General features: G+C 54.0%; 23 protein-coding genes. 20 read left to right on the forward strand and 3 right to left on the reverse strand.

What is annotated here, in order from left to right:
• Positions 1-157: 157 nt before the first annotated feature.
• From fadI to sixA, 3 genes are all read left to right on the forward strand, one after another.
• Positions 158-1468: an acetyl-CoA C-acyltransferase FadI gene (fadI, locus tag OGY37_RS02545; RefSeq protein WP_286620004.1), complete on the forward strand. Its 1311-nt coding sequence runs from the start codon at positions 158-160 to the stop codon at positions 1466-1468.
• A complete protein-coding gene (fadJ, locus tag OGY37_RS02550; protein WP_003834835.1) occupies positions 1468-3615 on the forward strand; it encodes a fatty acid oxidation complex subunit alpha FadJ in 2148 nt (715 codons plus the stop codon). Before fadI ends, fadJ begins: the two co-directional genes overlap by 1 nt.
• 208 nt (positions 3616-3823) lie before the next feature.
• Positions 3824-4309, forward strand: coding sequence for a phosphohistidine phosphatase SixA (sixA, locus tag OGY37_RS02555; protein ID WP_003028179.1), 486 nt, complete (start codon positions 3824-3826; stop codon positions 4307-4309).
• 80 nt (positions 4310-4389) lie between these two features.
• On the opposite strand, the gene smrB is transcribed toward sixA, so the two are convergent.
• Entirely contained in the window at positions 4390-4941 is a 552-nt protein-coding gene (gene smrB, locus OGY37_RS02560; protein WP_103014171.1) for an endonuclease SmrB, read from the reverse strand.
• A gap of 166 nt (positions 4942-5107) precedes the next feature.
• Here smrB and prmB point away from each other — a divergent pair, with 166 nt between their 5' ends.
• The 6 genes from prmB to OGY37_RS02590 are packed head-to-tail and all read left to right on the forward strand — an operon-like array spanning position 5108 to position 9658.
• Positions 5108-6040, forward strand: a complete 933-nt coding sequence (gene prmB, locus OGY37_RS02565; protein ID WP_003028173.1) for a 50S ribosomal protein L3 N(5)-glutamine methyltransferase — start codon at positions 5108-5110, stop codon at positions 6038-6040.
• A gap of 39 nt (positions 6041-6079) precedes the next feature.
• Positions 6080-7165: a chorismate synthase gene (gene aroC, locus OGY37_RS02570; RefSeq protein ID WP_003834825.1), complete on the forward strand. Its 1086-nt coding sequence runs from the start codon at positions 6080-6082 to the stop codon at positions 7163-7165.
• 3 nt (positions 7166-7168) lie between these two features.
• Positions 7169-7993 carry a penicillin-insensitive murein endopeptidase gene (gene mepA, locus OGY37_RS02575; protein WP_063940571.1) on the forward strand — a complete coding sequence of 275 codons (825 nt, stop codon included), beginning with the start codon at positions 7169-7171 and terminating at the stop codon, positions 7991-7993.
• A complete protein-coding gene (locus tag OGY37_RS02580; protein WP_003834821.1) occupies positions 7993-8802 on the forward strand; it encodes a sulfite exporter TauE/SafE family protein in 810 nt (269 codons plus the stop codon). Before mepA ends, OGY37_RS02580 begins: the two co-directional genes overlap by 1 nt.
• A complete protein-coding gene (locus tag OGY37_RS02585; RefSeq protein ID WP_003834819.1) occupies positions 8802-9350 on the forward strand; it encodes an elongation factor P hydroxylase in 549 nt (182 codons plus the stop codon). Before OGY37_RS02580 ends, OGY37_RS02585 begins: the two co-directional genes overlap by 1 nt.
• 32 nt (positions 9351-9382) lie before the next feature.
• Positions 9383-9658 (forward strand): YfcL family protein, encoded by a 276-nt coding sequence (locus OGY37_RS02590; protein WP_003028163.1) that lies wholly within the window; start codon positions 9383-9385, stop codon positions 9656-9658.
• Positions 9659-9772: 114 nt separating this feature from the next.
• Here OGY37_RS02590 and mnmC read toward each other — a convergent pair whose 3' ends face one another.
• Positions 9773-11773: a bifunctional tRNA (5-methylaminomethyl-2-thiouridine)(34)-methyltransferase MnmC2/FAD-dependent 5-carboxymethylaminomethyl-2-thiouridine(34) oxidoreductase MnmC1 gene (mnmC, locus tag OGY37_RS02595; RefSeq protein ID WP_286620006.1), complete on the reverse strand. Its 2001-nt coding sequence runs from the start codon at positions 11771-11773 to the stop codon at positions 9773-9775.
• A gap of 159 nt (positions 11774-11932) precedes the next feature.
• Between mnmC and fabB the strand changes: the two genes are divergently transcribed.
• Both fabB and OGY37_RS02605 read left to right on the forward strand, forming a co-directional pair.
• Positions 11933-13153, forward strand: a complete 1221-nt coding sequence (gene fabB / locus OGY37_RS02600) for a beta-ketoacyl-ACP synthase I (protein WP_046670107.1) — start codon at positions 11933-11935, stop codon at positions 13151-13153.
• Positions 13154-13383: 230 nt separating this feature from the next.
• Positions 13384-14562 (forward strand): MFS transporter, encoded by a 1179-nt coding sequence (locus tag OGY37_RS02605; protein WP_003834805.1) that lies wholly within the window; start codon positions 13384-13386, stop codon positions 14560-14562.
• Here the strand turns inward: OGY37_RS02605 and flk are convergent.
• Positions 14559-15560 carry a flagella biosynthesis regulator Flk gene (gene flk, locus OGY37_RS02610; protein WP_286620239.1) on the reverse strand — a complete coding sequence of 334 codons (1002 nt, stop codon included), beginning with the start codon at positions 15558-15560 and terminating at the stop codon, positions 14559-14561. The genes OGY37_RS02605 and flk overlap by 4 nt on opposite strands.
• A gap of 108 nt (positions 15561-15668) precedes the next feature.
• Between flk and pdxB the strand changes: the two genes are divergently transcribed.
• From pdxB to purF, 9 genes are all read left to right on the forward strand, one after another.
• The gene (pdxB, locus tag OGY37_RS02615) at positions 15669-16805 is read left to right on the forward strand and encodes a 4-phosphoerythronate dehydrogenase PdxB (protein ID WP_275398670.1); all 1137 of its coding nucleotides are present in this window, start codon (positions 15669-15671) and stop codon (positions 16803-16805) included.
• 68 nt (positions 16806-16873) lie between these two features.
• Positions 16874-17887, forward strand: coding sequence for an aspartate-semialdehyde dehydrogenase (locus OGY37_RS02620; protein ID WP_148361701.1), 1014 nt, complete (start codon positions 16874-16876; stop codon positions 17885-17887).
• Positions 17887-18699, forward strand: a complete 813-nt coding sequence (gene truA / locus OGY37_RS02625; protein ID WP_003028142.1) for a tRNA pseudouridine(38-40) synthase TruA — start codon at positions 17887-17889, stop codon at positions 18697-18699. Before OGY37_RS02620 ends, truA begins: the two co-directional genes overlap by 1 nt.
• Before the next feature lie 24 nt (positions 18700-18723).
• Positions 18724-19383, forward strand: a complete 660-nt coding sequence (locus OGY37_RS02630) for a DedA family protein (RefSeq protein ID WP_003028140.1) — start codon at positions 18724-18726, stop codon at positions 19381-19383.
• Between the two features lie 149 nt (positions 19384-19532).
• The gene (accD, locus tag OGY37_RS02635) at positions 19533-20447 is read left to right on the forward strand and encodes an acetyl-CoA carboxylase, carboxyltransferase subunit beta (protein WP_003834797.1); all 915 of its coding nucleotides are present in this window, start codon (positions 19533-19535) and stop codon (positions 20445-20447) included.
• Positions 20448-20639: 192 nt separating this feature from the next.
• Entirely contained in the window at positions 20640-21908 is a 1269-nt protein-coding gene (gene folC / locus OGY37_RS02640; protein WP_198579369.1) for a bifunctional tetrahydrofolate synthase/dihydrofolate synthase, read from the forward strand.
• Positions 21898-22566, forward strand: a complete 669-nt coding sequence (gene dedD / locus OGY37_RS02645) for a cell division protein DedD (protein WP_003834793.1) — start codon at positions 21898-21900, stop codon at positions 22564-22566. The genes folC and dedD overlap by 11 nt, the downstream gene beginning before the upstream one ends.
• Before the next feature lie 213 nt (positions 22567-22779).
• Positions 22780-23268, forward strand: coding sequence for a colicin V production protein (gene cvpA / locus OGY37_RS02650; RefSeq protein ID WP_003028129.1), 489 nt, complete (start codon positions 22780-22782; stop codon positions 23266-23268).
• A 33-nt stretch (positions 23269-23301) separates the two neighbouring features.
• A complete protein-coding gene (gene purF / locus OGY37_RS02655; RefSeq protein WP_149384757.1) occupies positions 23302-24819 on the forward strand; it encodes an amidophosphoribosyltransferase in 1518 nt (505 codons plus the stop codon).
• The last annotated feature ends 39 nt before the right edge of the window (positions 24820-24858 follow it).

Raw genomic sequence — 24858 nt, forward strand, 5'->3', positions numbered from 1 at the left:
TGCTATCTGATAGCAAGGGCTTTTTCGTAACTGTCAGTGATTATTCACTGTGTCTTAGCTCCCACTTTCTTTTCTCTCCGCTTGGCTAAATGTAAAAAATTGGTTAAGACTATGATCAGGTCAGACCACTTATTTTATTTTTTTACAGGGGAGTGTTATGAGTCAGGCTTTACCGCTGGTTACCCGCCTGGGCGACCGTATTGCCATTGTAAGTGGATTGCGTACGCCATTTGCTCGTCAGGCTACCGCGTTTCATGGCATTCCCGCCGTTGATTTAGGAAAAATGGTCGTCGGTGAGCTGCTGGCGCGCAGCGAAATACCTGCTGATGTGATTGAGCAACTGGTTTTTGGTCAGGTGGTGCAAATGCCTGAAGCGCCAAATATTGCTCGTGAAATCGTGCTGGGAACCGGCATGAATGTGCATACGGATGCCTATAGCGTAAGCCGAGCCTGCGCGACCAGTTTTCAGGCAGTGGCGAATGTCGCGGAAAGCCTGATGGCGGGGTCTATTCGTGCGGGAATTGCGGGTGGTGCGGACTCCTCATCAGTCTTGCCTATTGGCGTCAGTAAAAAGCTGGCGCGGGTGCTGGTGGATGTCAATAAGGCCCGGACAACCGGTCAACGCCTTAAACTCTTTTCCCGACTGCGTTTACGTGACCTGATGCCTGTGCCGCCAGCCGTCGCCGAGTATTCCACTGGTTTGCGTATGGGGGATACGGCTGAGCAAATGGCCAAAACCTATGGTATTACCCGAGAACAGCAGGATGCTCTGGCGCACCGCTCTCATCAGCGTGCCGCTCAGGCGTGGGCTGAAGGAAAGCTGGTAGATGAGGTAATGACTACCTACGCGCCACCGTTTAAAGATCCTTTTTCAGAAGATAACAATATTCGCGGTAACTCTACGCTGGCCGATTACGCCAAACTACGTCCGGCGTTTGACCGCAAGCACGGCACTGTCACCGCAGCAAACAGTACCCCGCTAACGGACGGCGCAGCCGCCGTGATCATGATGACGGAGTCGCGTGCGAAAGAGTTGGGGCTGGTGCCGCTGGGATACCTGCGTAGTTTTGCTTTTACCGCCATCGATGTCTGGCAGGACATGCTGCTGGGACCAGCGTGGTCAACGCCGCTAGCCCTGGAGAGAGCCGGTCTGACCATGGCAGATTTAACCCTGATCGACATGCATGAAGCTTTTGCCGCACAAACGCTGGCGAATCTTCAGTTGTTGGGTAGCGAACGTTTTGCCCGCGACGTGCTGGGCAGAGCACATGCCACTGGCGAAGTTGATGACAGTAAATTTAACGTGCTGGGTGGATCGATTGCCTATGGACACCCTTTCGCCGCTACCGGTGCGCGCATGATCACCCAAACCCTACATGAGTTACGACGTCGTGGCGGTGGTTTTGGTTTAGTGACCGCCTGTGCAGCTGGTGGTTTGGGTGCAGCCATGGTTCTGGAGGCGGAATAATGGAAATGGCATCGGCTTTTACACTAAACGTACGTCTGGATAACGTTGCTGTTGTCACCATTGATGTGCCCGGAGAGAAAATGAACACCCTGAAAGCGGAGTTTGCTTCTCAGGTACGGGCCATTCTGAAACAAATCCGCGATAACAAAGCATTGCGCGGCGTGGTGTTTATTTCGGCTAAACCCGATAACTTCATTGCCGGGGCGGATATCAACATGATTGGTAGTTGTCGTAGCGCGCAGGAAGCCGAAACGCTGGCCCGTCAGGGGCAGCAGATGATGGCGGAAATTAATGCCTTGCCGATCCCGGTTATCGCCGCGATTCATGGCGCATGCCTCGGCGGTGGCCTGGAGATGGCACTGGCGTGCCACAACCGTATTTGTACCGATGATGTTAAAACCGTTCTGGGTTTACCGGAAGTACAACTTGGCTTGTTGCCCGGCTCCGGTGGTACGCAGCGGCTGCCGCGCCTGATTGGCGTCAGTACCGCACTGGATATGATCCTCACCGGAAAACAATTACGCGCAAAACAGGCGCTGAAAGTTGGTTTAGTGGATGAAGTTGTACCGCATTCCATTTTGCTGGAAGCGGCCGTAGAACTGGCTAAAAAGGACAGTTCTGCGCATCGAACACTGCCCGTGAGAGAGCGAGTGTTGGCGGGGCCGCTGGGGCGGGCGCTGTTGTTCCGCATGGCCAGTAAAAAGACGGTGCAAAAAACGCAAGGTAACTACCCTGCAACAGAACGTATCCTTGAGGTCATCGAAACCGGGCTAGCGCAAGGCAGCAGTAGCGGTTATGACGCTGAGGCCAGTGCGTTTGGTGAGCTGGCGATGACATCCCAGTCTCAGGCGTTACGGCACATCTTTTTTGCCAACACCGATGTGAAAAAAGATCCCGGAAGTGATGCGAAACCTGGCCCGCTAAACAGCGTAGGTATTTTGGGCGGCGGTCTGATGGGCGGTGGTATTGCCTACGTGACGGCCTGTAAAGGCGGCTTGCCTGTGCGCATCAAAGATATAAACGCTAAGGGAATCAACCACGCGCTGAAGTACAGCTGGGATCAGCTTGAAACGAAGGTTCGCCGCCGTCATATCAAAGCCAGCGAACGCGATAAACAACTGGCGCTGATTTCGGGAACGATCGACTACCGTGGCTTTGCGCATCGCGATCTAATTATTGAAGCCGTGTTTGAAGATCTGTCGCTAAAACAAAGGATGGTGGCAGAAGTTGAGCAAAATTGCGCACCTCATACCATTTTTGCTTCTAACACCTCATCTTTGCCCATTAGCGATATTGCTGCGAACGCTGCAAGGCCCGAACAAGTGATTGGTTTACACTTTTTTAGTCCGGTGGAAAAAATGCCGTTGGTCGAAGTGATCCCGCATGCCACGACCTCTGAGCAGACAATTGCAACTACCGTTAAGTTAGCGAAAAAACAGGGTAAAACGCCGATAGTGGTCAGAGATAAGGCCGGCTTTTACGTTAACCGCATTTTAGCGCCTTATATTAACGAAGCGATTCGTATGTTGACCGAAGGCGAGCGGGTCGAAACCATAGACGCCGCGCTGGTTAAGTTTGGTTTTCCAGTTGGGCCAATCCAACTTTTGGATGAGGTTGGAATTGATACGGGCACTAAAATTATACCAGTGCTTGAGGCTGCATATGGAGAACGTTTTAGCGCGCCTGCAAATGTTGTTGCTTCAATTTTGAATGACGATCGCAAAGGTAGAAAAAATGGTCGGGGTTTCTATCTTTATGGTGCGAAAGGGCGTAAAAGCAAAAAACAGGTCGACCCTGCAATTTATACGCTTATTGGCGTCCAGGGTCAGGGCCGACTTTCCGCCGCGCAGGTAGCAGAGCGGTGCGTTATGTTAATGCTCAATGAAGCAGCCCGTTGTTTCGACGAGAAGATAGTCCGCAGCGCACGTGATGGCGACATCGGCGCTGTATTTGGTATTGGTTTTCCGCCATTCCTCGGCGGCCCGTTCCGGTATATGGATTCTCTCGGCGCGGGTGAAGTGGTTGCGGTTCTGCAACGGCTGACCACGCAGTACGGCTCGCGGTTTACACCGTGTGAGCAGTTATTGCAGATGGCGGAACGCAGTGAAAGATTCTGGAATATTGGGGAAACTGACCTGAATTCATGAGGTCAAAGGTAGGATGAATCCGCACTGAATGTATGGGTCGCGCTCAAAATGTAAACAGAGATTGACTATACTTACGCCGTTGAGGTAAAAAACAGCGTTTCATTCGGTGAATGGATAAGGCACAATGCCGGCCACCATATCGTTACCACAGCCAATAGGGGCTGTGAATAAAGGTAGTGGTGATTCTGGTTAACAAAAGCGGTGCAATATGCAAGTTTTTATCATGCGTCACGGCGACGCGGCCCTCGATGCCGCCAGTGATTCGGTTCGTCCCTTAACCTCCTGTGGTTGTGACGAATCTCGCCTGATGGCGAACTGGCTGAAAGGTCAAAAAGTGGATATCGAACGTGTTCTGGTGAGCCCGTTCCTACGAGCCGAACAAACGCTGGATGTGGTGGGGGAGTGTATGAACCTGCCAACCGGTGTGGATGTTTTGCCGGAGCTGACTCCCTGCGGCGATGTCGGTCTGGTCAGTGCCTATTTACAGGCTCTGGCCAATGAAGGTATCGCCACCGCACTGGTTATCTCTCACTTGCCTTTAGTGGGGTATCTGGTGTCTGAGCTTTGCCCAGGTGAAACACCGCCGATGTTTACCACATCAGCGATTGCCAGCGTCACGCTTGATGAGAGCGGGAAGGGGACTTTTAACTGGCAGATGAGCCCGTGTAACCTGAAAATGGCAAAAGCGATTTAAAAAGGTTGGTATCGGATAAGGCGCAGCCGTCATCCGAAAATGCAAAGAGCCGCAAACGCGGCTCTTTCTGTTTTTCTGCATCACGGAAGTTCGGGCGGTAGCCACTCTTCCACCTCAATCAATACCAGCAGCGCGGCGTCGCCACCGTACTCTTTCGGTGCCTGATGAAAAGCCATCACGTGCGGATGCTGGGCCAGCCAGAGCGGCGTTTGCTGTTTCAGAATATGTTTTCCGTGGCCATGCATCACGCAGGCGCAAAACACATGCTCACGACGACAGGCGGCAATCAGCGCGCCTAACTCTTGTTTGGCCTGCTGCTGGGTCAGCCCATGCAGATCGAGAAACAGCTCCGGAGAATAATCGCCACGGCGCATTTTCTTCAGTTCGAAATGGCTGACGTCGGCACGCAGGTATCTTACCGGGCCGTCCGTATTCAGCAGCGGCTGAAACTCATCCGAGAAATAGTGGCTGGCATCAGCCTGCTCCTGTAGCAGTCTTTTAACCGGAACCTCGGCCATTTTTTTACGTGGAGGTCGGTGAACAATGGTGTCCTGTTTAATTTTACGCGTGCCGGTCATCAGCTGGCGAAACAGCGTCTGATCCTCCTCGCTGAGCGATGTTTTCTTTTTCATTCGAGAGTCTCAACTTTTATTTTCCGTTAGTTTAACCCGACTCGGCGGGCATCCGATCGCTTAAAACGCAATTTTCGCGTTCAGGCCCCGTGTGAATGCTGATTTATCGCCGTCTTCGTGGCAAACTAGCCGCCGAAATTAATACGAGCATGCCCTGGAGGAATACGTGGATAAAATTTTCGTCGATGAAGCAGTGAGTGAACTGCATACCATTCAGGACATGTTGCGTTGGGCGGTCAGCCGTTTTAGCGCGGCGAACATCTGGTATGGCCATGGCACGGATAACCCATGGGACGAGGCCGTACAACTGGTGCTGCCGTCACTTTATTTGCCGTTGGATATTCCAGAAGATATGCGTACCGCGCGTCTGACCTCCAGCGAGCGTCATCGTATTGTTGAACGCGTGATTCGCCGCGTCAACGAGCGCATTCCGGTTGCTTATCTGACCAACAAAGCCTGGTTCTGCGGGCATGAATTTTATGTTGATGAACGCGTGCTGGTTCCACGTTCACCGATTGGCGAGCTTATCAATAACCGCTTTGCGGGCCTTATTAATGAGCAACCGCAGCATATCCTCGATATGTGTACCGGCAGCGGCTGTATTGCCATTGCCTGCGCCTATGCCTTCCCGGAAGCCGAAGTCGATGCGGTGGATATTTCCACTGACGCGCTGGCGGTGACTGAACACAATATTGAAGAACACGGTCTGATCCATCACGTCACGCCGATCCGTTCCGATCTGTTCCGCGATCTGCTGAAAGTCCAGTATGACTTGATTGTGACCAACCCGCCGTATGTCGATGCGGAAGATATGTCCGATCTGCCAAACGAATATCGTCACGAACCTGAGCTGGGTCTGGCGTCCGGCAGCGATGGGCTGAAACTTACCCGCCGCATTCTGGGGAACGCCCCAGACTACCTGTCAGATAACGGTATTCTGATTTGTGAAGTCGGAAACAGCATGGTACATCTGATAGAGCAATATCCGGATGTACCGTTCACCTGGCTGGAGTTCGACAACGGCGGTGACGGCGTATTCATGCTGACCAAAGAGCAGTTAGTTGCTGCTCGCGAGCACTTCAGCATTTATAAAGACTAATTACACGCGCACATACACAACACTCATAACGGAGCCGTGATGGCAGGAAACACAATTGGGCAACTCTTTCGCGTAACCACTTTCGGCGAATCACACGGGCTGGCGCTCGGTTGTATTGTCGATGGTGTTCCGCCGGGCATTTCTCTGACAGAAGCTGACCTGCAGCACGATCTCGACAGACGCCGTCCGGGCACATCGCGCTACACTACGCAGCGTCGTGAGCCGGATCAGGTGAAAATCCTCTCCGGGGTGTTCGAGGGCGTTACCACTGGCACCAGCATTGGCCTGCTGATCGAAAATACCGATCAGCGTTCACAGGATTACGGCGCGATTAAGGACGTTTTTCGTCCGGGACACGCCGACTATACCTATGAGCAAAAATATGGCCTGCGCGACTACCGTGGCGGCGGACGTTCATCCGCACGTGAAACAGCGATGCGTGTGGCGGCCGGAGCGATTGCCAAAAAATATCTGGCGGAAAAATTCGGCGTTGAGATCCGCGGCTGCCTGACGCAGATGGGTGATATTCCGCTGGAGATTAAAGACTGGTCCCAGGTGGAACTTAACCCATTCTTTTGCCCGGACCCGGATAAACTTGAAGCGCTGGACGAACTGATGCGCGGGCTGAAGAAAGAAGGTGACTCCATCGGAGCTAAGGTGACCGTTGTTGCACGCGGTGTACCTGCGGGTCTCGGCGAACCTGTATTCGACCGCCTGGATGCCGACATCGCCCATGCGCTGATGAGCATTAACGCCGTTAAGGGCGTTGAGATTGGCGATGGATTTGACGTTGTTGCGCTGCGCGGCAGTCAGAACCGTGACGAAATCACCAAAGAAGGTTTCCAGAGTAACCATGCGGGCGGCATTCTGGGCGGGATCAGCAGCGGGCAACAAATCATTGCTCATATGGCGCTGAAACCGACGTCCAGTATTACCGTTCCTGGGCGCACTATTAACCGCTTTGGAGAAGAAGTCGAAATGATCACTAAAGGTCGCCACGATCCGTGCGTAGGGATCCGCGCCGTACCGATCGCCGAGGCGATGCTGGCGATCGTATTGATGGATCACCTGCTGCGTCAGCGGGCGCAAAATGCGGACGTGAAGACCGATATTCCACGCTGGTAAGAGATGAAAAAAACGGCACTTGCGGCGCTGGCTCTGTTTGCCAGTACCGCCTGTCTGGCGGCGACGCCCTGGCAGAAAATTACCCATCCGGTTGCGGGCAGCGCGCAGTCTATCGGCGCGTTTTCCAATGGCTGTATTGTTGGCGCAGATACTCTGCCTGTCCAGTCAAAACACTATCAGGTGATGCGCACCGATCAGCGTCGTTACTTTGGCCATCCGGATCTGGTGAGGTTTATCCAGCGTCTGAGTAATCAGGCCAATAGTCAGGGGCTGGGCACGGTGTTAATCGGCGATATGGGTATGCCGGCCGGTGGGCGATTCAATGGCGGTCACGCCAGCCACCAGACGGGACTGGATGTGGATATTTTCCTGCAACTGCCGAAAACGCGCTGGACCCAGTCGCAACTGCTGCGGCCGCAGGCGTTAGATCTGGTCTCACAGGATGGCAAACGTGTTGTGCCGTCACTGTGGAAACCGGAGATTTTCAGCCTGATCAGGCTGGCTGCAAAAGATAATGAAGTAACGCGTATTTTCGTGAATCCGGCGATTAAGCAACAACTTTGTCTGGATGCAGGGACCGACAGGGACTGGTTGCGTAAAGTGCGGCCGTGGTTCCAGCATCGTGCGCATATGCACGTGCGGTTACGTTGCCCTGCCGACAGCCTTGAGTGTGAAGATCAACCGTTACCGCCACCGGGTGACGGCTGTGGCGCAGAGCTGCAAAGCTGGTTCGAACCTCCAAAACCTGGAACCACCAAGCCTGAGAAGAAGACACCGCCGCCGTTGCCGCCTTCCTGCCAGGCGCTACTGGACGAGCATGTACTCTAATGGATCATTTTGCATCTCTGTTTATGGTGTCGCCACTGCTGTTAGGTGTGCTTTTTTTTGTGGCGATGCTGGCAGGTTTTATTGATTCTCTGGCCGGAGGCGGTGGTCTACTCACCATCCCGGCATTGATGGCGGCCGGGATGCCACCTGCGCAAGCGCTGGCGACCAATAAGCTGCAAGCCTGCGGGGGATCTATCTCTTCCTCCCTCTATTTTATTCGTCGGGGTGTGGTTAATCTGGCGGATCAGAAGCTCAATATCTTCATGACCTTTATCGGCTCAATGAGCGGCGCGCTGTTGGTTCAACACGTGCAGTCAGATGTTCTGCGCCAGATCCTGCCAGTATTGGTTATCTGTATTGGCCTTTACTTTCTGTTGATGCCTAAAATCGGGGAAGAGGACCGACAGCGCCGACTGCACGGTTTGCCTTTCGCGCTGGTGGCCGGGGGATGCGTCGGCTTTTACGATGGTTTTTTTGGTCCGGCGGCGGGGTCGTTCTACGCGCTGGCTTTTGTCATGCTGTGCGGATACAACCTGGCGAAATCGACGGCCCACGCCAAAGTATTAAATGCCACCTCGAATATCGGCGGTTTGTTGCTGTTTGCTCTCGGCGGCAAAGTGATTTGGGCGACAGGTTTTGTGATGCTCATTGGCCAGTTTATTGGCGCACGGATGGGCTCTCGACTGGTACTCAGCAAAGGACAAAAACTCATTCGGCCAATGATCGTTATTGTCTCCGCCGTGATGAGCGCCAAGCTACTTTATGATAATCATGGACAGGAGATTCTCCACTGGCTGGGGATGAACTAATGAATAATACGCATCACTACGAACAGTTAATTGAGATTTTTAACGGCTGCTTTGCCGATGAATTTAATACCCGTCTGATTAAAGGCGACGACGAACCGATCTATCTTCCAGCGGATGCGGAATTACCGTATCACCGTATCGTTTTTGCGCATGGTTATTACGCCAGTGCGTTACACGAAATTTCACACTGGTGCATCGCCGGTAAAGCCCGTCGTGAACTGGTCGATTTCGGTTACTGGTACTGCCCGGACGGACGCGACGCGAAGACACAATGCCAGTTTGAAGATGTGGAAGTGAAGCCGCAGGCGTTTGACTGGTTGTTTTGCATGGCGGCGGGCTACCCGTTTAACGTCAGTTGCGACAATCTGGAGGGGGACTTTGAACCGGATCGCGTGGTATTCCAGCGCCGTGTTCATGCTCAGGTGATGGAGTACCTGGAAAAAGGGATCCCTGAACGTCCGGCGCGTTTCATTAACGCGTTACAGAATTATTATCACACGCCTGAACTTACGGCGGAACAATTCCCGTGGCCCGAAGCGCTCAACTGAAGCCGCTGCCACGTTTACAATGAGGAAATAAGATGATCGCGGAGTTTGAATCACGCATTCTGGCATTAATCGACGATATGGTAGAGCACGCCAGCGATGATGAGTTGTTTGCCAGTGGCTATTTGCGTGGGCACCTGACGCTGGCTGTGGCTGAGCTGGATGCTGGCGAGGACCATTCCGCTGAGGCATTGTACGCCAATGTGACCAGCAGCCTGGAAAAAGCCATCAGCGCAGGCGAACTCTCGCCGCGTGACCAGGCGTTAGTGAAAGAGATGTGGGACACACTGTTCCAGAAGGCAACGCAATAATAATTGCAGTGGATTGTGCCGGATGGCGACGCGAAGGCGTCTTATCCGGCCTACGCGGACGGGAGTTGTAGGCCGGATAAGCGTAGCGCCATCAGGCAATGGCGAGATGGTATCTTATTTCACCGCTTTACCCTTCAATAACTTCCTTACCCACAGACGATTCGGATTCAGCACTGCCAGCGTGTTGGCATCCATTGGTATGGGTTCATTGCTCATTTGCGATGCAAGAATTTCTGCACACAGCGGGGCAGTACACAGCCCGCGCGAGCCCAGCGCACCTAACATAAATAAATCGGAATACACCGGGGCGTTTACGGCGTGCACTTTGTCTTCGGCAAGAGTGGCATACTGGCTGAGCGTGGCGTCATAATCCGCGACGTTGCCGACCATCGGCATGTGATCGCGCGTGGCGCAGCGCACTCCACAACGGGCGTCATTGCCACTAACGTCTACTTCTTTTGCCCACGCGGCATTCGGGAAACAATCTATTAAGCGCTGACGGTTTTGCTGCTGATCGTCCGCGCGATACAGCGTTTCTTCACTTCCGCGATGATAGCTGGCGCCAATGCAGTGCTGCTGGTTTTGCGGGTTGTGTGGCGTGAGGTAGCCGTCATAGCACAGCACCTGACGCAGCGCTGAAAGCGAAGGCGTGGTAGGAATGTGACTCACCTGACCGCCTACGGAGTACACCGGAAGCGACTGCGTTTGCTCAACGCCGTTAATGCGATGCCCGTTAGCCATAACTACAGCAGCGTGAGTGGCGGTGTCGCCACTGGCAAACGTCAATTGCCAGTGTTCTGTCTGCCGAGACAGCGAGGCCAGCGTATGTTGATACCGGGTGCGTAATCCCAGCGTTGCGGCGTAGTCGAATACGGCGGCGGTTAACTGTGCCGGACACAGCCATCCTCCGGCAGGGTACTGAATGCCGCCGCATCCGGTTTCTACGCCGGTCGTTTGTAAAACCTGCTCTGCGTTAACGCTGATGGCGAGCGCATCAGGCAATTCAAGGGACAGCATTTGGTCGATTTTTTGCTGGCTTTTTTCATCCCACGCCAGTTGTGTCACACCGCACCAGTCATGCGCGAACTCAACGGGGAGGGCGTCATACAGTCGACGAGCGAAGGTAAACGCGGTGGGGAAAAAGAGATTAATGGCCGCGTCATGCTTGCTGAGTAGCGGATAAAGCGCGCCCTGGCGATTGCCGGATGCACCCCCGGCTGGGTTATCGTCGGCGCAATAGAGAGTGACCTGCCAACCGCGACGCAGTAACGCCAACGACAGCAATGCGCTGGCAATCCCCCCGCCAATAATGGCGGCTTCGCGTTTATCTGTTCCGGTACGTGCAAACCACGGCGCCGAGGAGGGGAGCGTCAGCGTCTGTTCCATTACGCCACAGAGCATTTCGCGTTTGCGACCAAAGCCTTTGCATTTTTGCATCGTAAATCCGGCTTCCTGCAATCCCCGACGCACAAAGCCCGCTGAGGTGAAGGTTGCCAGCGTACCGCCGGGACGAGCCAGACGGGCCATTGCGTTAAACAGCGTTGGCGTCCACATATCCGGATTTTTTGCAGGCGCGAAACCGTCCAGAAACCAGGCATCCACTTTTTGATTCAGGGAGTCATCGAGCTTACTGGTCAGTTCGTTAATATCGCCAAACCACAGATCCAGCGTGATACGTCCTTCATCAAGGAGCAGGCGATGGCATCCCGCCAGCGGCAGCGGCCATTGCTCTTGCAGCGCCGTGGCCCACGGGGCAAGTTCTTGCCAGTGCTGATGGGCTAAGGTTAAATCTTCGCGCGTCAGTGGATATTTTTCAAAGCTGATGAAATGTAATCTTTCCAGGGTAGCTTCGGGATGGGTATCGCGAAAATCGGTAAATGCCTGCCAGAGTGTCAGGAAGTTAAGTCCGGTGCCAAACCCGCTTTCTGCCACCACGAAGAGGGGACGTGAATGCACAGGGAATCGCTGGGCGAGATGATTCCCACCGAGAAAGACGTAACGTGTCTCTTCCATCCCGTTATCATTGGAAAAATAGACATCGTCAAAATCTCGGGAAACAGGTGTACCCTCAGCGTTGAATTCAAGGTTTGCAGGTTGTATAGCGTATTGTTTCACGTAAGTTACTCGTCTGGCAGGCTGTGCCCCGATCTTAGCGATGAGTGCCTGGCTGCGCAAATTTCCACACTAAATGGCTGATCGGACTTGTTCGGCGTACAAGTGTACGCTATTGTGCCACTCGAAACTTTAAAATAGTGCGACTTACAGAGGTATTGAATGAAACGTGCAGTGATTACTGGCTTGGGCATCGTTTCCAGCATCGGTAATAACCAGCAGGAAGTCCTGGCATCTCTGCGTGAAGGACGTTCAGGGATCACTTTCTCTCAGGAGCTGAAGGACTCCGGCATGCGTAGCCACGTTTGGGGCAACGTAAAACTGGATACCACTGGCCTCATTGACCGCAAAGTAGTGCGCTTTATGAGCGACGCATCCATCTATGCATTCCTTTCTATGGAACAGGCAGTGGCTGATGCCGGCCTTGCAGCAGAAGATTACCAGAACAACCCGCGCGTTGGCCTGATTGCAGGTTCCGGCGGCGGCTCCCCGCGTTTTCAGGTGTTCGGTGCTGACGCAATGCGTAGCCCGCGTGGTCTGAAAGCGGTTGGCCCGTATGTGGTCACCAAAGCGATGGCGTCCGGCGTTTCTGCCTGCCTCGCAACGCCGTTCAAAATCCACGGCGTAAACTACTCCATCAGCTCTGCCTGTGCGACATCTGCGCACTGTATCGGTAACGCGGTAGAACAAATTCAGCTGGGCAAACAGGATATCGTTTTTGCTGGCGGCGGCGAAGAGCTGTGCTGGGAAATGGCGTGTGAATTCGACGCAATGGGCGCGCTGTCTACTAAATACAACGACGATCCATCCAAAGCTTCCCGTACCTATGACGCACACCGTGACGGTTTCGTTATCGCTGGTGGTGGCGGTATGGTCGTGGTCGAAGAGCTGGAGCATGCGCTGGCACGTGGCGCGCATATCTACGCGGAAATCGTCGGTTACGGCGCAACGTCCGATGGCGCAGACATGGTTGCTCCGTCTGGCGAAGGCGCAGTACGTTGCATGCAGATGGCGATGCACGGCGTAGACACCCCGATCGACTACCTGAACTCTCACGGTACCTCTACTCCGGTAGGCGACGTGAAAGAGCTGGGTGCAATCCGTGAAGTGTTTGGTGATAACAGCCCGGCCATCTCTGCGACTAAAGCCATGACCGGTCACTCTCTGGGTGCGGCTGGCGTGCAGGAAGCTATCTACTCTCTGCTGATGCTGGAACACGGCTTTATCGCGCCGAGCATCAACATTGAAGAGCTGGATGAGCAGGCGGCAGGTCTGAACATCGTGACCAAACCGACCGAGCAGGCGCTGACTACTGTAATGTCCAACAGCTTCGGCTTTGGCGGCACCAACGCAACGCTGGTTATGCGTAAGCTGAAAGCATAAGACAGTGTGCCGGATCTTATATCCGGCTCATGCTGTACAGTAAAGGGAGCCGTCAGGCTCCCTTTTTTATATCGTTGACAATCGATCGGGTTTACAGGCAGACTCCAGCTTCAACATTATCCTCTTGATAATGCGTAAGCGTTTAACGTTATCCAACGCACCTTAATCCTGATAGTCAGGTAGAGGGGGCGTGGACATTCCTCGCCTTACTCTGCATTTTGGAGTAACGCATGACAGCTGTAACCCAACAAGAAAAAACACCTTCGGCGAACTTTTCGCTGTTTCGTATCGCTTTTGCGGTTTTCCTGACCTATATGACGGTCGGCCTACCTTTGCCCGTGATTCCTCTGTTTGTGCATCAGGAACTGGGCTATGGCAATACCATGGTCGGTATCGCCGTAGGCGTACAGTTTCTGGCAACGGTATTAACGCGCGGCTACGCCGGGCGCTTAGCCGATCAATATGGTGCTAAACGCTCGGCGCTACAGGGGATGTTTGCCTGTGGGCTGGCGGGCGCGGCGTGGCTTTTAGCCGCGCTATTGCCAGTTTCTGTCCCTGTAAAATTTGCGTTGTTAATCGTCGGGCGTTTGATCCTCGGTTTTGGCGAAAGCCAACTGCTCACTGGAACGTTGACCTGGGGGTTGGGGTTGGTCGGCCCAACACGCTCCGGTAAGGTGATGTCGTGGAACGGAATGGCGATTTACGGCGCGCTGGCCGCCGGTGCACCGTTGGGCCTGTTGATCCACAGCCACTTTGGCTTTGCAGCGCTGGCCGGGACGACGATGGTATTACCGCTGCTGGCATGGGCATTCAACGGCACTGTACGCAAAGTGCCTGCGCATGCAGGAGAACGTCCTTCGTTATGGAGCGTGGTAGGGCTTATCTGGAAACCGGGCCTGGGCCTGGCGCTGCAGGGCGTTGGCTTTGCGGTGATCGGTACGTTTATTTCACTCTATTTTGTCAGCAACGGCTGGACGATGGCGGGGTTCACCCTGACTGCGTTTGGTGGGGCGTTTGTGCTGATGCGCATTCTGTTTGGCTGGATGCCGGACCGGTTCGGCGGCGTGAAGGTTGCCGTTGTCTCTTTGCTGGTGGAAACTGCGGGGCTGATTCTGCTGTGGCAGGCCCCATCAGCCTGGATTGCGCTGCTCGGAGCGGCATTAACCGGGGCCGGGTGTTCGCTTATCTTCCCGGCCTTGGGTGTCGAGGTAGTGAAGCGAGTGCCCGCGCAGGTTCGTGGGACGGCGCTGGGCGGTTACGCCGCGTTTCAGGATATCTCCTACGGCATAAGCGGTCCGGTCGCCGGGGTGCTGGCCACCGCGTACGGTTATCCCTCAGTGTTCCTTGCCGGGGCGATATCTGCCGTGGTGGGGATTATTGTAACGTTGCTTACGCTGCGTAAAGGTTAGGCGACCAGCCAGAAAATGGTTAACGCAATTATCAACGCAACAAACAGCAGTCCCGGTCGTGCCGACAGAGATTTAACCGTTTCAATCATCGGCGCGAACGGGCTGTAAATGGGCTGCAGATGGCGCGGATTGCTGAGCTCGCGTTCTCGTTCCACGCGCCGCAGGAAAATTTGATTGAGCAAGTCCTGCACCTGCACCGTGGTCAGAATCGATTGTGGTTGGATCTGATACGTCTGCTGTGCGTACTCTTTTATTGCTGTCAGCTCATTCGGCTCTAATGGCAGCTTCAGCGCCGCCTGGAGCGTTTGTAGCGTCGGGGCGCTTTGCAAGCTGAGCGTCTGGCGCGCCTGCAGCCAGGTGACCAGGTGCGTAAACTGTTTGGCAGGGATCAGCTCACCGCTTTTTACGCCAGACAACTCCAGCATCGACTGCCAGATCATCTTCCCGGATTCTCCCGTGGCCGCCGCCAGTTTGGTAACTAACTGGTTCAGCGTATTGTGCTCTGCGGGGAGCAATGGACGATCGGTGGCCGGGCGCTGCTGTGGCTGCGGTATCGACAGCTGCCCCTGTTGCAGTAGCGTGAGCACGTTCTTTAACTGCTCAGGCGTGAGCTGGCTGAGCGCCGTTTGCCCATACTGCTGACGGATAAAATCACTCACTGCCTGGCGATTATTTCCCTGGCTCAGTAATTCAGTGAGCTGCGAAAGCACCTGACGATTAACATGATTTTGCTGAGCAACCCCCAGCCGTTGGTTAAGGTTTTGCTCAGCGGCTGGAAAGTGACGTGACTGCAGCGGCGTATCACTTTTGACGCCCAGATCGTGCTTCATTCCGGCCCACACTTCAGCACTTTGCTGCTGGGTGAGTGAAATCAAACGGGTAATTAGCCGTTCCAGCACAGTACGTTGTTGTGTGGATAACGGTTGTTCACCCGCAGCGGAAGGGGCATTTTGGCCTTCGCCGGGAGGGCGTGCGGGCGTACCTGAAATGGGCTGCATCATCTCTGTTCCTTAAATCTGTGCTGACCAGGTCTCGCAGTATGCCTGGCGGCGAGATTATGGCACACTTGCCCGGTTAACTCTCGTTCTCAAACAGGTGCGAAAGACGTGAAAATCCTCGTTGATGAAAATATGCCCTATGCCCGCGAACTGTTCAGTCGTTTGGGGGAGGTCAAAGCGGTTCCCGGCCGTCCGATTCCCGTTGCTGAACTGGATGATGCGGATGCTTTAATGGTGCGCTCGGTGACGAAAGTAAATGAATCACTGCTTGGCGGAAAATCGGTTAAATTTGTCGGCACGGCAACCGCTGGCACAGACCATGTGGATGACGCCTGGCTTGCGCAGTCGGGGATCGGTTTTTCCGCCGCACCCGGCTGTAACGCGATAGCGGTCGTAGAATATGTTTTTTCAGCGTTGCTGATGCTGGCGGAGCGCGACGGGTTTGCGTTACGCGATCGCACCGTGGGCATTGTGGGTGTAGGCAACGTGGGCGGGCGTTTGCAGGCGCGTCTGGAAGCGCTGGGGATCCGCACGCTGCTGTGCGATCCACCGCGAGCCGATCGCGGTGATGAAGGCAATTTCTGCTCGCTGGATGAACTGGTAGAGCAAGCCGATGTGCTGACTTTCCATACGCCGCTGTTTAAAGACGGGCCGTACAAAACGTTGCACATGGCGGATGACGCGCTGATTAGCCGGCTGAAACCGGGCACTATTCTGATCAACGCCTGCCGTGGGCCGGTCATCGACAATACGGCATTGCTGAACCGATTGAATGCCGGTCAGTCGCTGAGCGTTGTGCTGGATGTCTGGGAAGGAGAGCCGGATCTCAATGTGGCGTTGCTGGAGAAAGCTGATATCGGTACGGCGCACATTGCCGGGTATACCCTCGAAGGAAAAGCGCGTGGTACCACGCAGGTCTTTGAGGCCTATAGTAAGTTTATTGGTCACGAGCAGCACGTTGCGCTCAGTACCCTGTTACCCGCACCGGAATTTGGTCGTATTACCCTGCATGGCCCGTTAGATCAGCCAACGCTGAAAAGGCTCGTGCATTTAGTGTATGATGTGCGCCGCGATGATGCGCCGTTGCGTAAAGTCGCTGGAATTCCGGGTGAGTTTGATAAACTGCGTAAAAATTACCTTGAGCGTCGTGAATGGTCGTCTTTATATGTGATGTGTGACGACGCAACGGCTGCTGCCTTATTGTGTAAGCTGGGTTTTAACGCTGTTCATCATCCGGCACATTAATGTCTTCTTAATGCTCCCTGTCGAATAATGCGACAGGGACGCTTACGTATTTCTTGGAGTAAATCACCATGTCTGAAGGCTGGAATATTGCCATTCTGGGCGCAACGGGCGCCGTAGGCGAAGCCCTGCTCGATACGCTGGCTGAACGCCAGTTCCCGGTCGGTGAAATTTATGCGCTGGCGCGTAATGAAAGCGCCGGTGAACATCTGCGTTTTAACGGTAAATCGGTCATAGTGCAGGACGTTGCAGACTTTGACTGGACGCAGGCACAGTTGGCATTTTTTGTTGCGGGCGCTGAAGCCACCGCCGCCTGGGTAGACGAAGCCACTAATGCAGGTTGCCTGGTGATCGACAGCAGCGGTCTGTTCGCGCTTGAGCCAGACGTTCCGCTGGTGGTTCCGGACGTTAACCCGTTCGTGCTGGCGGATTACCGTAACCGCAATGTGATTGCGGTGCCTAACAGCCTGACCAGCCAACTGCTGTCTGCGCTGAAACCGTTGATTGATGACGGTGGGCTTTCGCGTATTACGGTGACCAATATTATCTCAGCTTCCGCTCATGGCAAAAAAGCGGTGGATGCGCTGGCAGGACAGAGTGCGAAACTGCTTAATGGCATCCCGATTGACGAAGATGATTTCTTTGGCCGTCAGTTGGCATTCAACATGCTGCCGATGCTGCCCGATCGTGAAGGTAGCGTGCGTGAAGAACGTCGTATCGTTGATGAAGTGCGCAAAATTATGCAGGATGACGGCCTGCTCATCTCTGCCAGCATCGTGCAGTCCCCGGTATTTTATGGCCACGCGCAGATGGTGAATTTTGAGGCCCTGCGTCCGTTGGCGGCGGAAGAAGCGCGCGATGCGTTTTCACGCGGTGAAGACGTGGTGTTGTCGGAAGAGACCGATTTCCCGACCCAGGTTGGCGATGCATCGGGCACGCCGCACCTTTCTATTGGCTGCGTGCATAATGATTACGGTATGCCAGAGCAAGTTCAGTTCTGGTCTGTGGCGGACAACGTTCGCTTTGGCGGCGCGTTAATGGCGGTGAAAATTGCGGAAAAACTGGTGCAGGAGTACCTGTACTAATGTCTGACCAGCAACAGCCGTCAACCCATAAAATTGCGCTGGGCATTGAGTATGACGGCAGCAAATATTATGGCTGGCAGCGCCAGAACGAAGTGCGTAGCGTTCAGGAAAAACTGGAAAAAGCGCTCTCTCAGGTGGCGAATGAGCGCATCAATGTTTTTTGTGCAGGACGCACGGATGCGGGCGTTCATGGCACTGGGCAGGTCGTGCATTTTGAAACCACTGCCCAGCGTAAAGATGCGGCCTGGACACTGGGGGTAAATGCGAATTTACCTGGTGACATCGCCGTGCGCTGGGTTAAAGCTGTACCCGATGATTTTCATGCTCGATTTAGCGCCACGGCTCGCCGTTATCGCTACATCATCTACAATCATCGGTTGCGCCCTGCGGTTTTGGGTAAAGGGGTAACCCATTACTATGAACCGCTGGACGCTGAGCGAATGCATCGTGCGGCCCAGTGTCTGATTGGCGAAAATGATTTTACCTCGTTTCGAGCGGTGCAGTGTCAGTCGCGCACGCCGTGGCGAAACGTGATGCACATTAACGTCGAACGTTTCGGTGCATATGTGGTGGTGGATATTAAAGCGAATGCCTTTGTACATCATATGGTCAGGAATATTGTCGGTAGCCTGATGGAAGTTGGCGCCAACAACCAGCCGGAGAGCTGGATAGCAGAACTGTTAGCGGCAAAGGACAGAACGCTGGCAGCGGCAACGGCGAAAGCGGAAGGACTGTATCTGGTTGCGGTAGATTACCCAGACCGGTTCGACCTGCCAAAACCGCCTATGGGCCCGCTATTTCTGGCGGACTAATTTGAGTCGTATAAAGGCAAAACTATGGACCTGATTTACTTTCTTATCGATTTTATCCTGCACATTGATGTGCACCTGGCGGAGCTGGTTGCGGAATACGGTATCTGGGTATATGCCATTCTGTTTCTGATCCTGTTCTGTGAAACCGGGCTGGTGGTGACACCCTTCCTGCCTGGGGACTCGCTGCTGTTTGTTGCGGGGGCGCTTTCTGCGCTGCCAACCAACGATCTCAATGTTCATCTGATGGTGGCACTGATGATTGTGGCGGCGATTGTGGGCGATGCGGTGAACTACACGATTGGCCGATTGTTCGGGGAAAAACTTTTCAGTAACCCGAACTCCAAAATTTTCCGCCGCAGCTACCTGGATAAAACCCATGCGTTCTACGAGCGTCATGGCGGTAAGACGATTATCCTGGCGCGTTTCGTGCCTATCGTGCGTACATTTGCGCCGTTTGTTGCCGGTATGGGACATATGTCCTACCGTCACTTTGCGATGTATAACGTCGTCGGTGCACTGCTGTGGGTATTGTTGTTCACCTACGCAGGCTACCTGTTCGGCGATCTGCCGATCGTCCAGGAAAACCTGAAATTATTGATTGTGGCGATTATCGTCCTTTCCGTATTGCCGGGGGTGATTGAAGTAATTCGCCATAAGCGTGCTGCGTCACGGGCTGCAAAATAGAAAGTAACTCAGCGGTTCGACCACTTTTTTATCCAAAGTTTCGGGCTGTTATGTTTTAATGTGCAACATTCATGGTCTGTTAGGGGCAAAAATGGCATTATGCGCCCCTTATAACAAAGCTGACTAGGGTTCAGGCAGAAAGGTCACCAATGAGCTGGATTGAACGAATTAAAAGCAACATTACTCCCACCCGCAAGGCAAGCATTCCTGAAGGGGTGTGGACCAAGTGTGATAGCTGCGGTCAGGTTTTATACCGTGCTGAGCTGGAACGTAATCTTGAGGTCTGTCCGAAGTGTGACCATCATATGCGCATGTCGGCGCGCAATCGCCTGCATAGCCTGTTAGATGAAGGTTCTCTTGTGGAACTGGGTAGCGAGCTTGAGCCGAAAGACGTGCTGAAGTTTCGTGACTCCAAAAAATACAAAGACAGACTGGCTTCTGCGCAGAAAGAAACTGGCGAGAAAGATGCGCTGGTGGTGATGAAAGGCACACTTCACGGTATGCCGGTCGTTGCTGCGGCATTCGAGTTCGCGTTTATGGGCGGCTCCATGGGCTCTGTGGTCGGCGCGCGTTTTGTCCGTGCCGTTGAGCAGGCGCTGGAAGACAACTGTCCGCTGATCTGTTTCTCTGCTTCTGGCGGGGCGCGTATGCAGGAAGCGTTGATGTCTTTGATGCAGATGGCGAAAACCTCTGCTGCGCTGGCGAAAATGCAGGAACGCGGTTTACCGTATATTTCTGTACTGACCGACCCAACAATGGGTGGTGTTTCCGCAAGCTTCGCGATGCTGGGCGATCTCAACATTGCAGAACCGAAAGCATTGATCGGCTTCGCTGGTCCGCGTGTTATCGAGCAAACCGTACGTGAGAAACTGCCGCCGGGATTCCAGCGCAGCGAGTTCCTGATTGAAAAAGGCGCTATCGATATGATCGTTCGCCGTCCGGAAATGCGTCTGAAACTGGCAAGCATCCTGGCGAAGCTGATGAATCTTCCTGCGCCGAATCCGGATGAGCCGCGTGAAGGCGAAGTGGTACCTCCGGTTCCCGATCAGGAACCAGAGGCCTGATAGTTTACGCTATGGGTTTCGGGTTGCAGGCAGGCGAGAAGAGCGTTGATCCCGATGAGCTTACACCGGTAAGTGATTCGGGAGAGCGAGTACAGCCAACGCATCTGCAACGTGGAAAACAACGTGTAAAAAAGGGCAGGCCGGTTGGCGCTGCCCTTTTGCTTTTCTCAACGTAAAGAATCTACAGGCATCATGGACAATAAACGTATCCCTCAAGCCGCGTCGCCCCTGGCGTCGTGGCTTTCTTATCTGGAAAACCTGCACAGTAAAACCATCGATCTGGGCCTTGAACGCGTCAGTCAGGTGGCGCGTAAACTGGGTGTGTTGAAACCTGCGCCATTTGTTTTTACGGTGGCAGGAACCAATGGGAAAGGCACAACCTGTCGTACGCTGGAATCTGTGCTGACTGCGGCAGGCTATAAAGTTGGGGTGTACAGTTCGCCTCATCTGGTGCGCTACACGGAACGCGTACGCGTGCAGGGGCGTGAACTGCCGGAATCAGCCCATACCGCCTCGTTTGCTGAGATTGAAGACGCACGGGGTGACATTTCCCTGACCTACTTTGAATACGGTACGTTATCGGCACTCTGGCTGTTTAAACAGGCCCAGCTGGATGTCGTTATTCTGGAAGTGGGGTTAGGCGGCCGCCTTGACGCCACCAATATCGTCGATGCCGATGTCGCAGTAGTCACCAGTATTGCGCTTGACCATACTGACTGGCTGGGCCCGGATCGCGAAAGTATTGGTCGTGAGAAGGCGGGAATTTTCCGCGCAGAGAAACCGGCCATCGTCGGCGAACCGGAAATGCCTTACACCATCGCCGATGTCGCGCAAGAGAGCGGGGCGATTTTGCAGCGCTGCGGTGTGGACTGGCGCTATACGGTCACGGAGAATGACTGGTCGTTTACGGACGCTCATGGAACGTTGACGCACCTGCCGTTGCCGCAGGTGCCACAACCTAACGCAGCAACCGCGCTGGCCGCACTGCGCGCAAGCGGCCTTAACGTCAGCGAGCAGGCCATTCGTGACGGTATCGAACAAGCGATTTTACCGGGACGCTTCCAGATTGTGAGCGAGTCGCCGCGAGTGATTTTTGATGTTGCCCATAACCCGCATGCGGCGGAGTATCTGACCGGACGTCTGAAAAAGTTAGTGAAAAGCGGGCGTGTACTTGCGGTTATCGGTATGCTACATGATAAAGATATTGCCGGTACGTTGGCCTGGCTGAAAAGCGTGGTTGACGACTGGTACTGTGCGCCCCTGGAAGGGCCGCGTGGTGCAACGGCAGAACAGCTGCTGGAGCACCTGGGCAAAGGCAACGCCTATGACAGCGTGGCGCAGGCATGGACTGCGGCACTGGCTGAGGCGAAGCCAGAAGATACCGTGTTGGTGTGTGGATCGTTTCACACTGTCGCACATGTCATGGAAGTAATAGACGTGGGGAGAAGCGGTGGCGAGTAAGTTTCAGAATCGATTAGTCGGCACAATTGTGCTGGTCGCGCTCGGGGTAATTGTGCTTCCCGGGCTGCTTGACGGCCAGAAAAAGCATTATCAGGATGAATTTGCAGCGATCCCACTGGTGCCTAAACCCGGCGATCGCGATGAACCAGACATGATGCCTGCAGCAACGCAGGCGCTGCCGACTCAGCCGCCGGAAGGGGCGGCAGAAGAGGTGCGTGCGGGTGATGCTGCCGCGCCATCGTTGGATCCATCACGTTTGACGACGGCAAACAGCGCGGAGTTAGATCCTGTTCCTGCGCCTGTGGAACCACCGAAACCTAAACCGAAGCCGCAGCCTGTTGCCGTCGCCCCGACGCCAACGCCGGCACCGACTCCAGCGCCGAAACCGGCCGCTGAGGAAGCGCCAGCGCCAACCGGCAAAGCGTACGTTGTACAACTCGGTGCATTGAAAAACGCGGATAAGGTCAATGAGATCGTGGGTAAACTTCGTGGCGCGGGCTTCCGGGTATATACTTCCCCGTCAACGCCGGTGCAGGGTAAAATAACCCGCATTCTCGTAGGGCCTGACGCCTCCAAAGATAAGCTGAAGAACTCGCTGGGCGAGCTGCAGAAGATCTCTGGTTTGAGCGGGGTGGTGATGGGGTATACCCCTAACTAAGGGATTGCGTTACGTTGCTCTGATGTAGGCCGGACAAGGTGTTTACACCGCCATCCGGCAGTGCCCGAAGAGGCATAAAATCGTATGGCGTTGAAGATTTTTTCAGCGCCATTTTTATTTACGCGTGGAAAGGAAATCCCTACGCAAACGTTTTCTTTTTCTGTTAGAATGCGCCCCGAACAGGACGACAGGGCGTAAAATCGTGGGACACATATGGTCTGGATTGATTACGCCATTATCGCGGTGATTGGTTTTTCCTGTCTGGTTAGCCTGATCCGTGGCTTTGTTCGTGAAGCATTATCGTTGGTGACTTGGGGTTGTGCTTTCTTTGTCGCCAGCCATTACTACACTTACCTGTCTGTCTGGTTTACGGGCTTTGAAGACGAACTGGTTCGAAATGGGATTGCTATCGCGATACTGTTCATCGCGACACTTATCGTCGGCGCTATCGTTAACTTTGTGATAGGCCAACTGGTAGAGAAAACAGGACTGTCGGGTACCGACAGAGTGTTGGGGATTTGCTTCGGTGCTTTGCGTGGAGCGTTGATCGTCGCCGCCATACTGTTCTTTCTCGATACCTTTACCGGTCTGTCGAAAAGTGAAGACTGGGGTAAGTCACAGCTGATCCCGCAGTTCAGTTTCATCATCAGATGGTTCTTTGACTATCTGCAAAGCTCGTCAAGTTTCTTGCCCAAAGTATAAACTTTGGGTCGTTGCTGAACGAGGAAAAGACGTATGTGCGGTATTGTCGGTATCGCCGGTGTTATGCCGGTAAACCAGTCGATTTATGACGCGTTAACGGTGCTCCAGCATCGTGGTCAGGATGCTGCGGGCATCATCACCATTGATGCCAACAACTGCTTCCGCTTGCGTAAAGCAAACGGAATGGTGAGCGATATTTTTGAAGCGCGCCATATGCAGCGTTTGCAGGGCAATATGGGCATCGGTCATGTGCGTTACCCAACGGCTGGCAGCTCCAGCGCCTCCGAAGCTCAACCTTTTTACGTCAACTCACCGTATGGCATTACGCTTGCCCACAATGGCAACCTGACCAACGCGCATGAGTTGCGTAAAAAGCTGTTTGAAGAAAAGCGCCGCCACATCAATACCACTTCAGATTCTGAAATTCTGCTGAATATTTTCGCCAGCGAGCTGGATAACTTCCGCCATTACCCGCTGGAAGCCGACAATATTTTTGCTGCCATTGCGGCAACCAACCGCCAGATTCGCGGCGCCTATGCCTGCGTGGCGATGATTATCGGTCACGGCATGGTTGCCTTCCGCGACCCTAACGGTATCCGTCCGCTGGTGATGGGCAAACGCGATATTGGCGATGGCCGTACCGAGTACATGGTGGCGTCTGAGAGCGTAGCGCTGGATACGCTGGGCTTTGAATTCCTGCGCGACGTAGCACCTGGCGAAGCGGTGTACATCACCGAAAAAGGCCAGCTGTTTACTCGTCAGTGTGCTGATAACCCGGTGAGCAATCCGTGTCTGTTTGAATACGTTTACTTCGCTCGCCCTGACTCCTTTATCGACAAGATTTCCGTCTACAGCGCCCGTGTGAATATGGGGACTAAGCTTGGCGAAAAAATTGCCCGTGAGTGGGAAGATCTGGACATCGATGTAGTAATCCCAATCCCGGAAACCTCCTGTGATATCGCGCTGGAAATTGCCCGTATTCTCAGTAAGCCGTACCGCCAGGGGTTTGTGAAAAACCGCTATGTGGGCCGTACCTTTATCATGCCGGGCCAGCAGTTGCGTCGTAAATCTGTGCGCCGTAAGCTGAACGCTAACCGTGCGGAATTCCGTGATAAAAACGTGCTGCTGGTGGATGACTCCATCGTGCGCGGCACCACTTCAGAACAGATTATCGAGATGGCGCGTGAAGCTGGCGCGAAGAAGGTGTATCTGGCCTCTGCCGCCCCGGAAATTCGCTTCCCGAACGTTTATGGCATCGATATGCCTACGGCGACGGAGCTGATCGCTCATGGTCGTGAAGTAGACGAGATTCGCCAGATAATCGGCGCAGATGGTCTGATTTTCCAGGATTTGAACGATCTTATTGAAGCTGTCCGTGCTGAGAACCCGGATATTCAGCAGTTTGAATGTTCAGTGTTTAACGGCGTGTACGTTACTAAAGACGTCGACCAGCAATATCTCGATTTCCTCGACTCCCTGCGTAATGACGATGCCAAAGCGGTGTTGCGTCAGAACGAAGCGGAAAACCTTGAGATGCACAACGAAGGTTAATGTTTGCTCGCAAGCAAGGACGCAACCTGCGCCCTTGCT

It is taken from the genome of Citrobacter sp. Cpo030 (assembly GCF_030333005.1).
Classification (GTDB): Bacteria; Pseudomonadota; Gammaproteobacteria; order Enterobacterales; family Enterobacteriaceae; genus Citrobacter; species Citrobacter portucalensis.

Excerpts from the sequence above, each read along its gene's own strand:
- aroC (WP_003834825.1), top strand. The coding sequence starts at position 6,080 with ATGGCAGGAAACACAATTGGGCAACTCTTTCGCGTAACCACTTTCGGC.
- OGY37_RS02620 (WP_148361701.1), top strand. The coding sequence starts at position 16,874 with ATGTCTGAAGGCTGGAATATTGCCATTCTGGGCGCAACGGGCGCCGTA.
- sixA (WP_003028179.1), top strand. The coding sequence starts at position 3,824 with ATGCAAGTTTTTATCATGCGTCACGGCGACGCGGCCCTCGATGCCGCC.
- OGY37_RS02630 (WP_003028140.1), top strand. The coding sequence starts at position 18,724 with ATGGACCTGATTTACTTTCTTATCGATTTTATCCTGCACATTGATGTG.
- cvpA (WP_003028129.1), top strand. The coding sequence starts at position 22,780 with ATGGTCTGGATTGATTACGCCATTATCGCGGTGATTGGTTTTTCCTGT.
- fadI (WP_286620004.1), top strand. The coding sequence starts at position 158 with ATGAGTCAGGCTTTACCGCTGGTTACCCGCCTGGGCGACCGTATTGCC.
- folC (WP_198579369.1), top strand. The coding sequence starts at position 20,640 with ATGGACAATAAACGTATCCCTCAAGCCGCGTCGCCCCTGGCGTCGTGG.
- purF (WP_149384757.1), top strand. The coding sequence starts at position 23,302 with ATGTGCGGTATTGTCGGTATCGCCGGTGTTATGCCGGTAAACCAGTCG.
- smrB (WP_103014171.1), bottom strand. The coding sequence starts at position 4,941 with ATGAAAAAGAAAACATCGCTCAGCGAGGAGGATCAGACGCTGTTTCGC.
- accD (WP_003834797.1), top strand. The coding sequence starts at position 19,533 with ATGAGCTGGATTGAACGAATTAAAAGCAACATTACTCCCACCCGCAAG.
- OGY37_RS02605 (WP_003834805.1), top strand. The coding sequence starts at position 13,384 with ATGACAGCTGTAACCCAACAAGAAAAAACACCTTCGGCGAACTTTTCG.
- OGY37_RS02580 (WP_003834821.1), top strand. The coding sequence starts at position 7,993 with ATGGATCATTTTGCATCTCTGTTTATGGTGTCGCCACTGCTGTTAGGT.
- fadJ (WP_003834835.1), top strand. The coding sequence starts at position 1,468 with ATGGAAATGGCATCGGCTTTTACACTAAACGTACGTCTGGATAACGTT.
- OGY37_RS02585 (WP_003834819.1), top strand. The coding sequence starts at position 8,802 with ATGAATAATACGCATCACTACGAACAGTTAATTGAGATTTTTAACGGC.
- OGY37_RS02590 (WP_003028163.1), top strand. The coding sequence starts at position 9,383 with ATGATCGCGGAGTTTGAATCACGCATTCTGGCATTAATCGACGATATG.
- fabB (WP_046670107.1), top strand. The coding sequence starts at position 11,933 with ATGAAACGTGCAGTGATTACTGGCTTGGGCATCGTTTCCAGCATCGGT.
- truA (WP_003028142.1), top strand. The coding sequence starts at position 17,887 with ATGTCTGACCAGCAACAGCCGTCAACCCATAAAATTGCGCTGGGCATT.
- flk (WP_286620239.1), bottom strand. The coding sequence starts at position 15,560 with ATGCAGCCCATTTCAGGTACGCCCGCACGCCCTCCCGGCGAAGGCCAA.
- mepA (WP_063940571.1), top strand. The coding sequence starts at position 7,169 with ATGAAAAAAACGGCACTTGCGGCGCTGGCTCTGTTTGCCAGTACCGCC.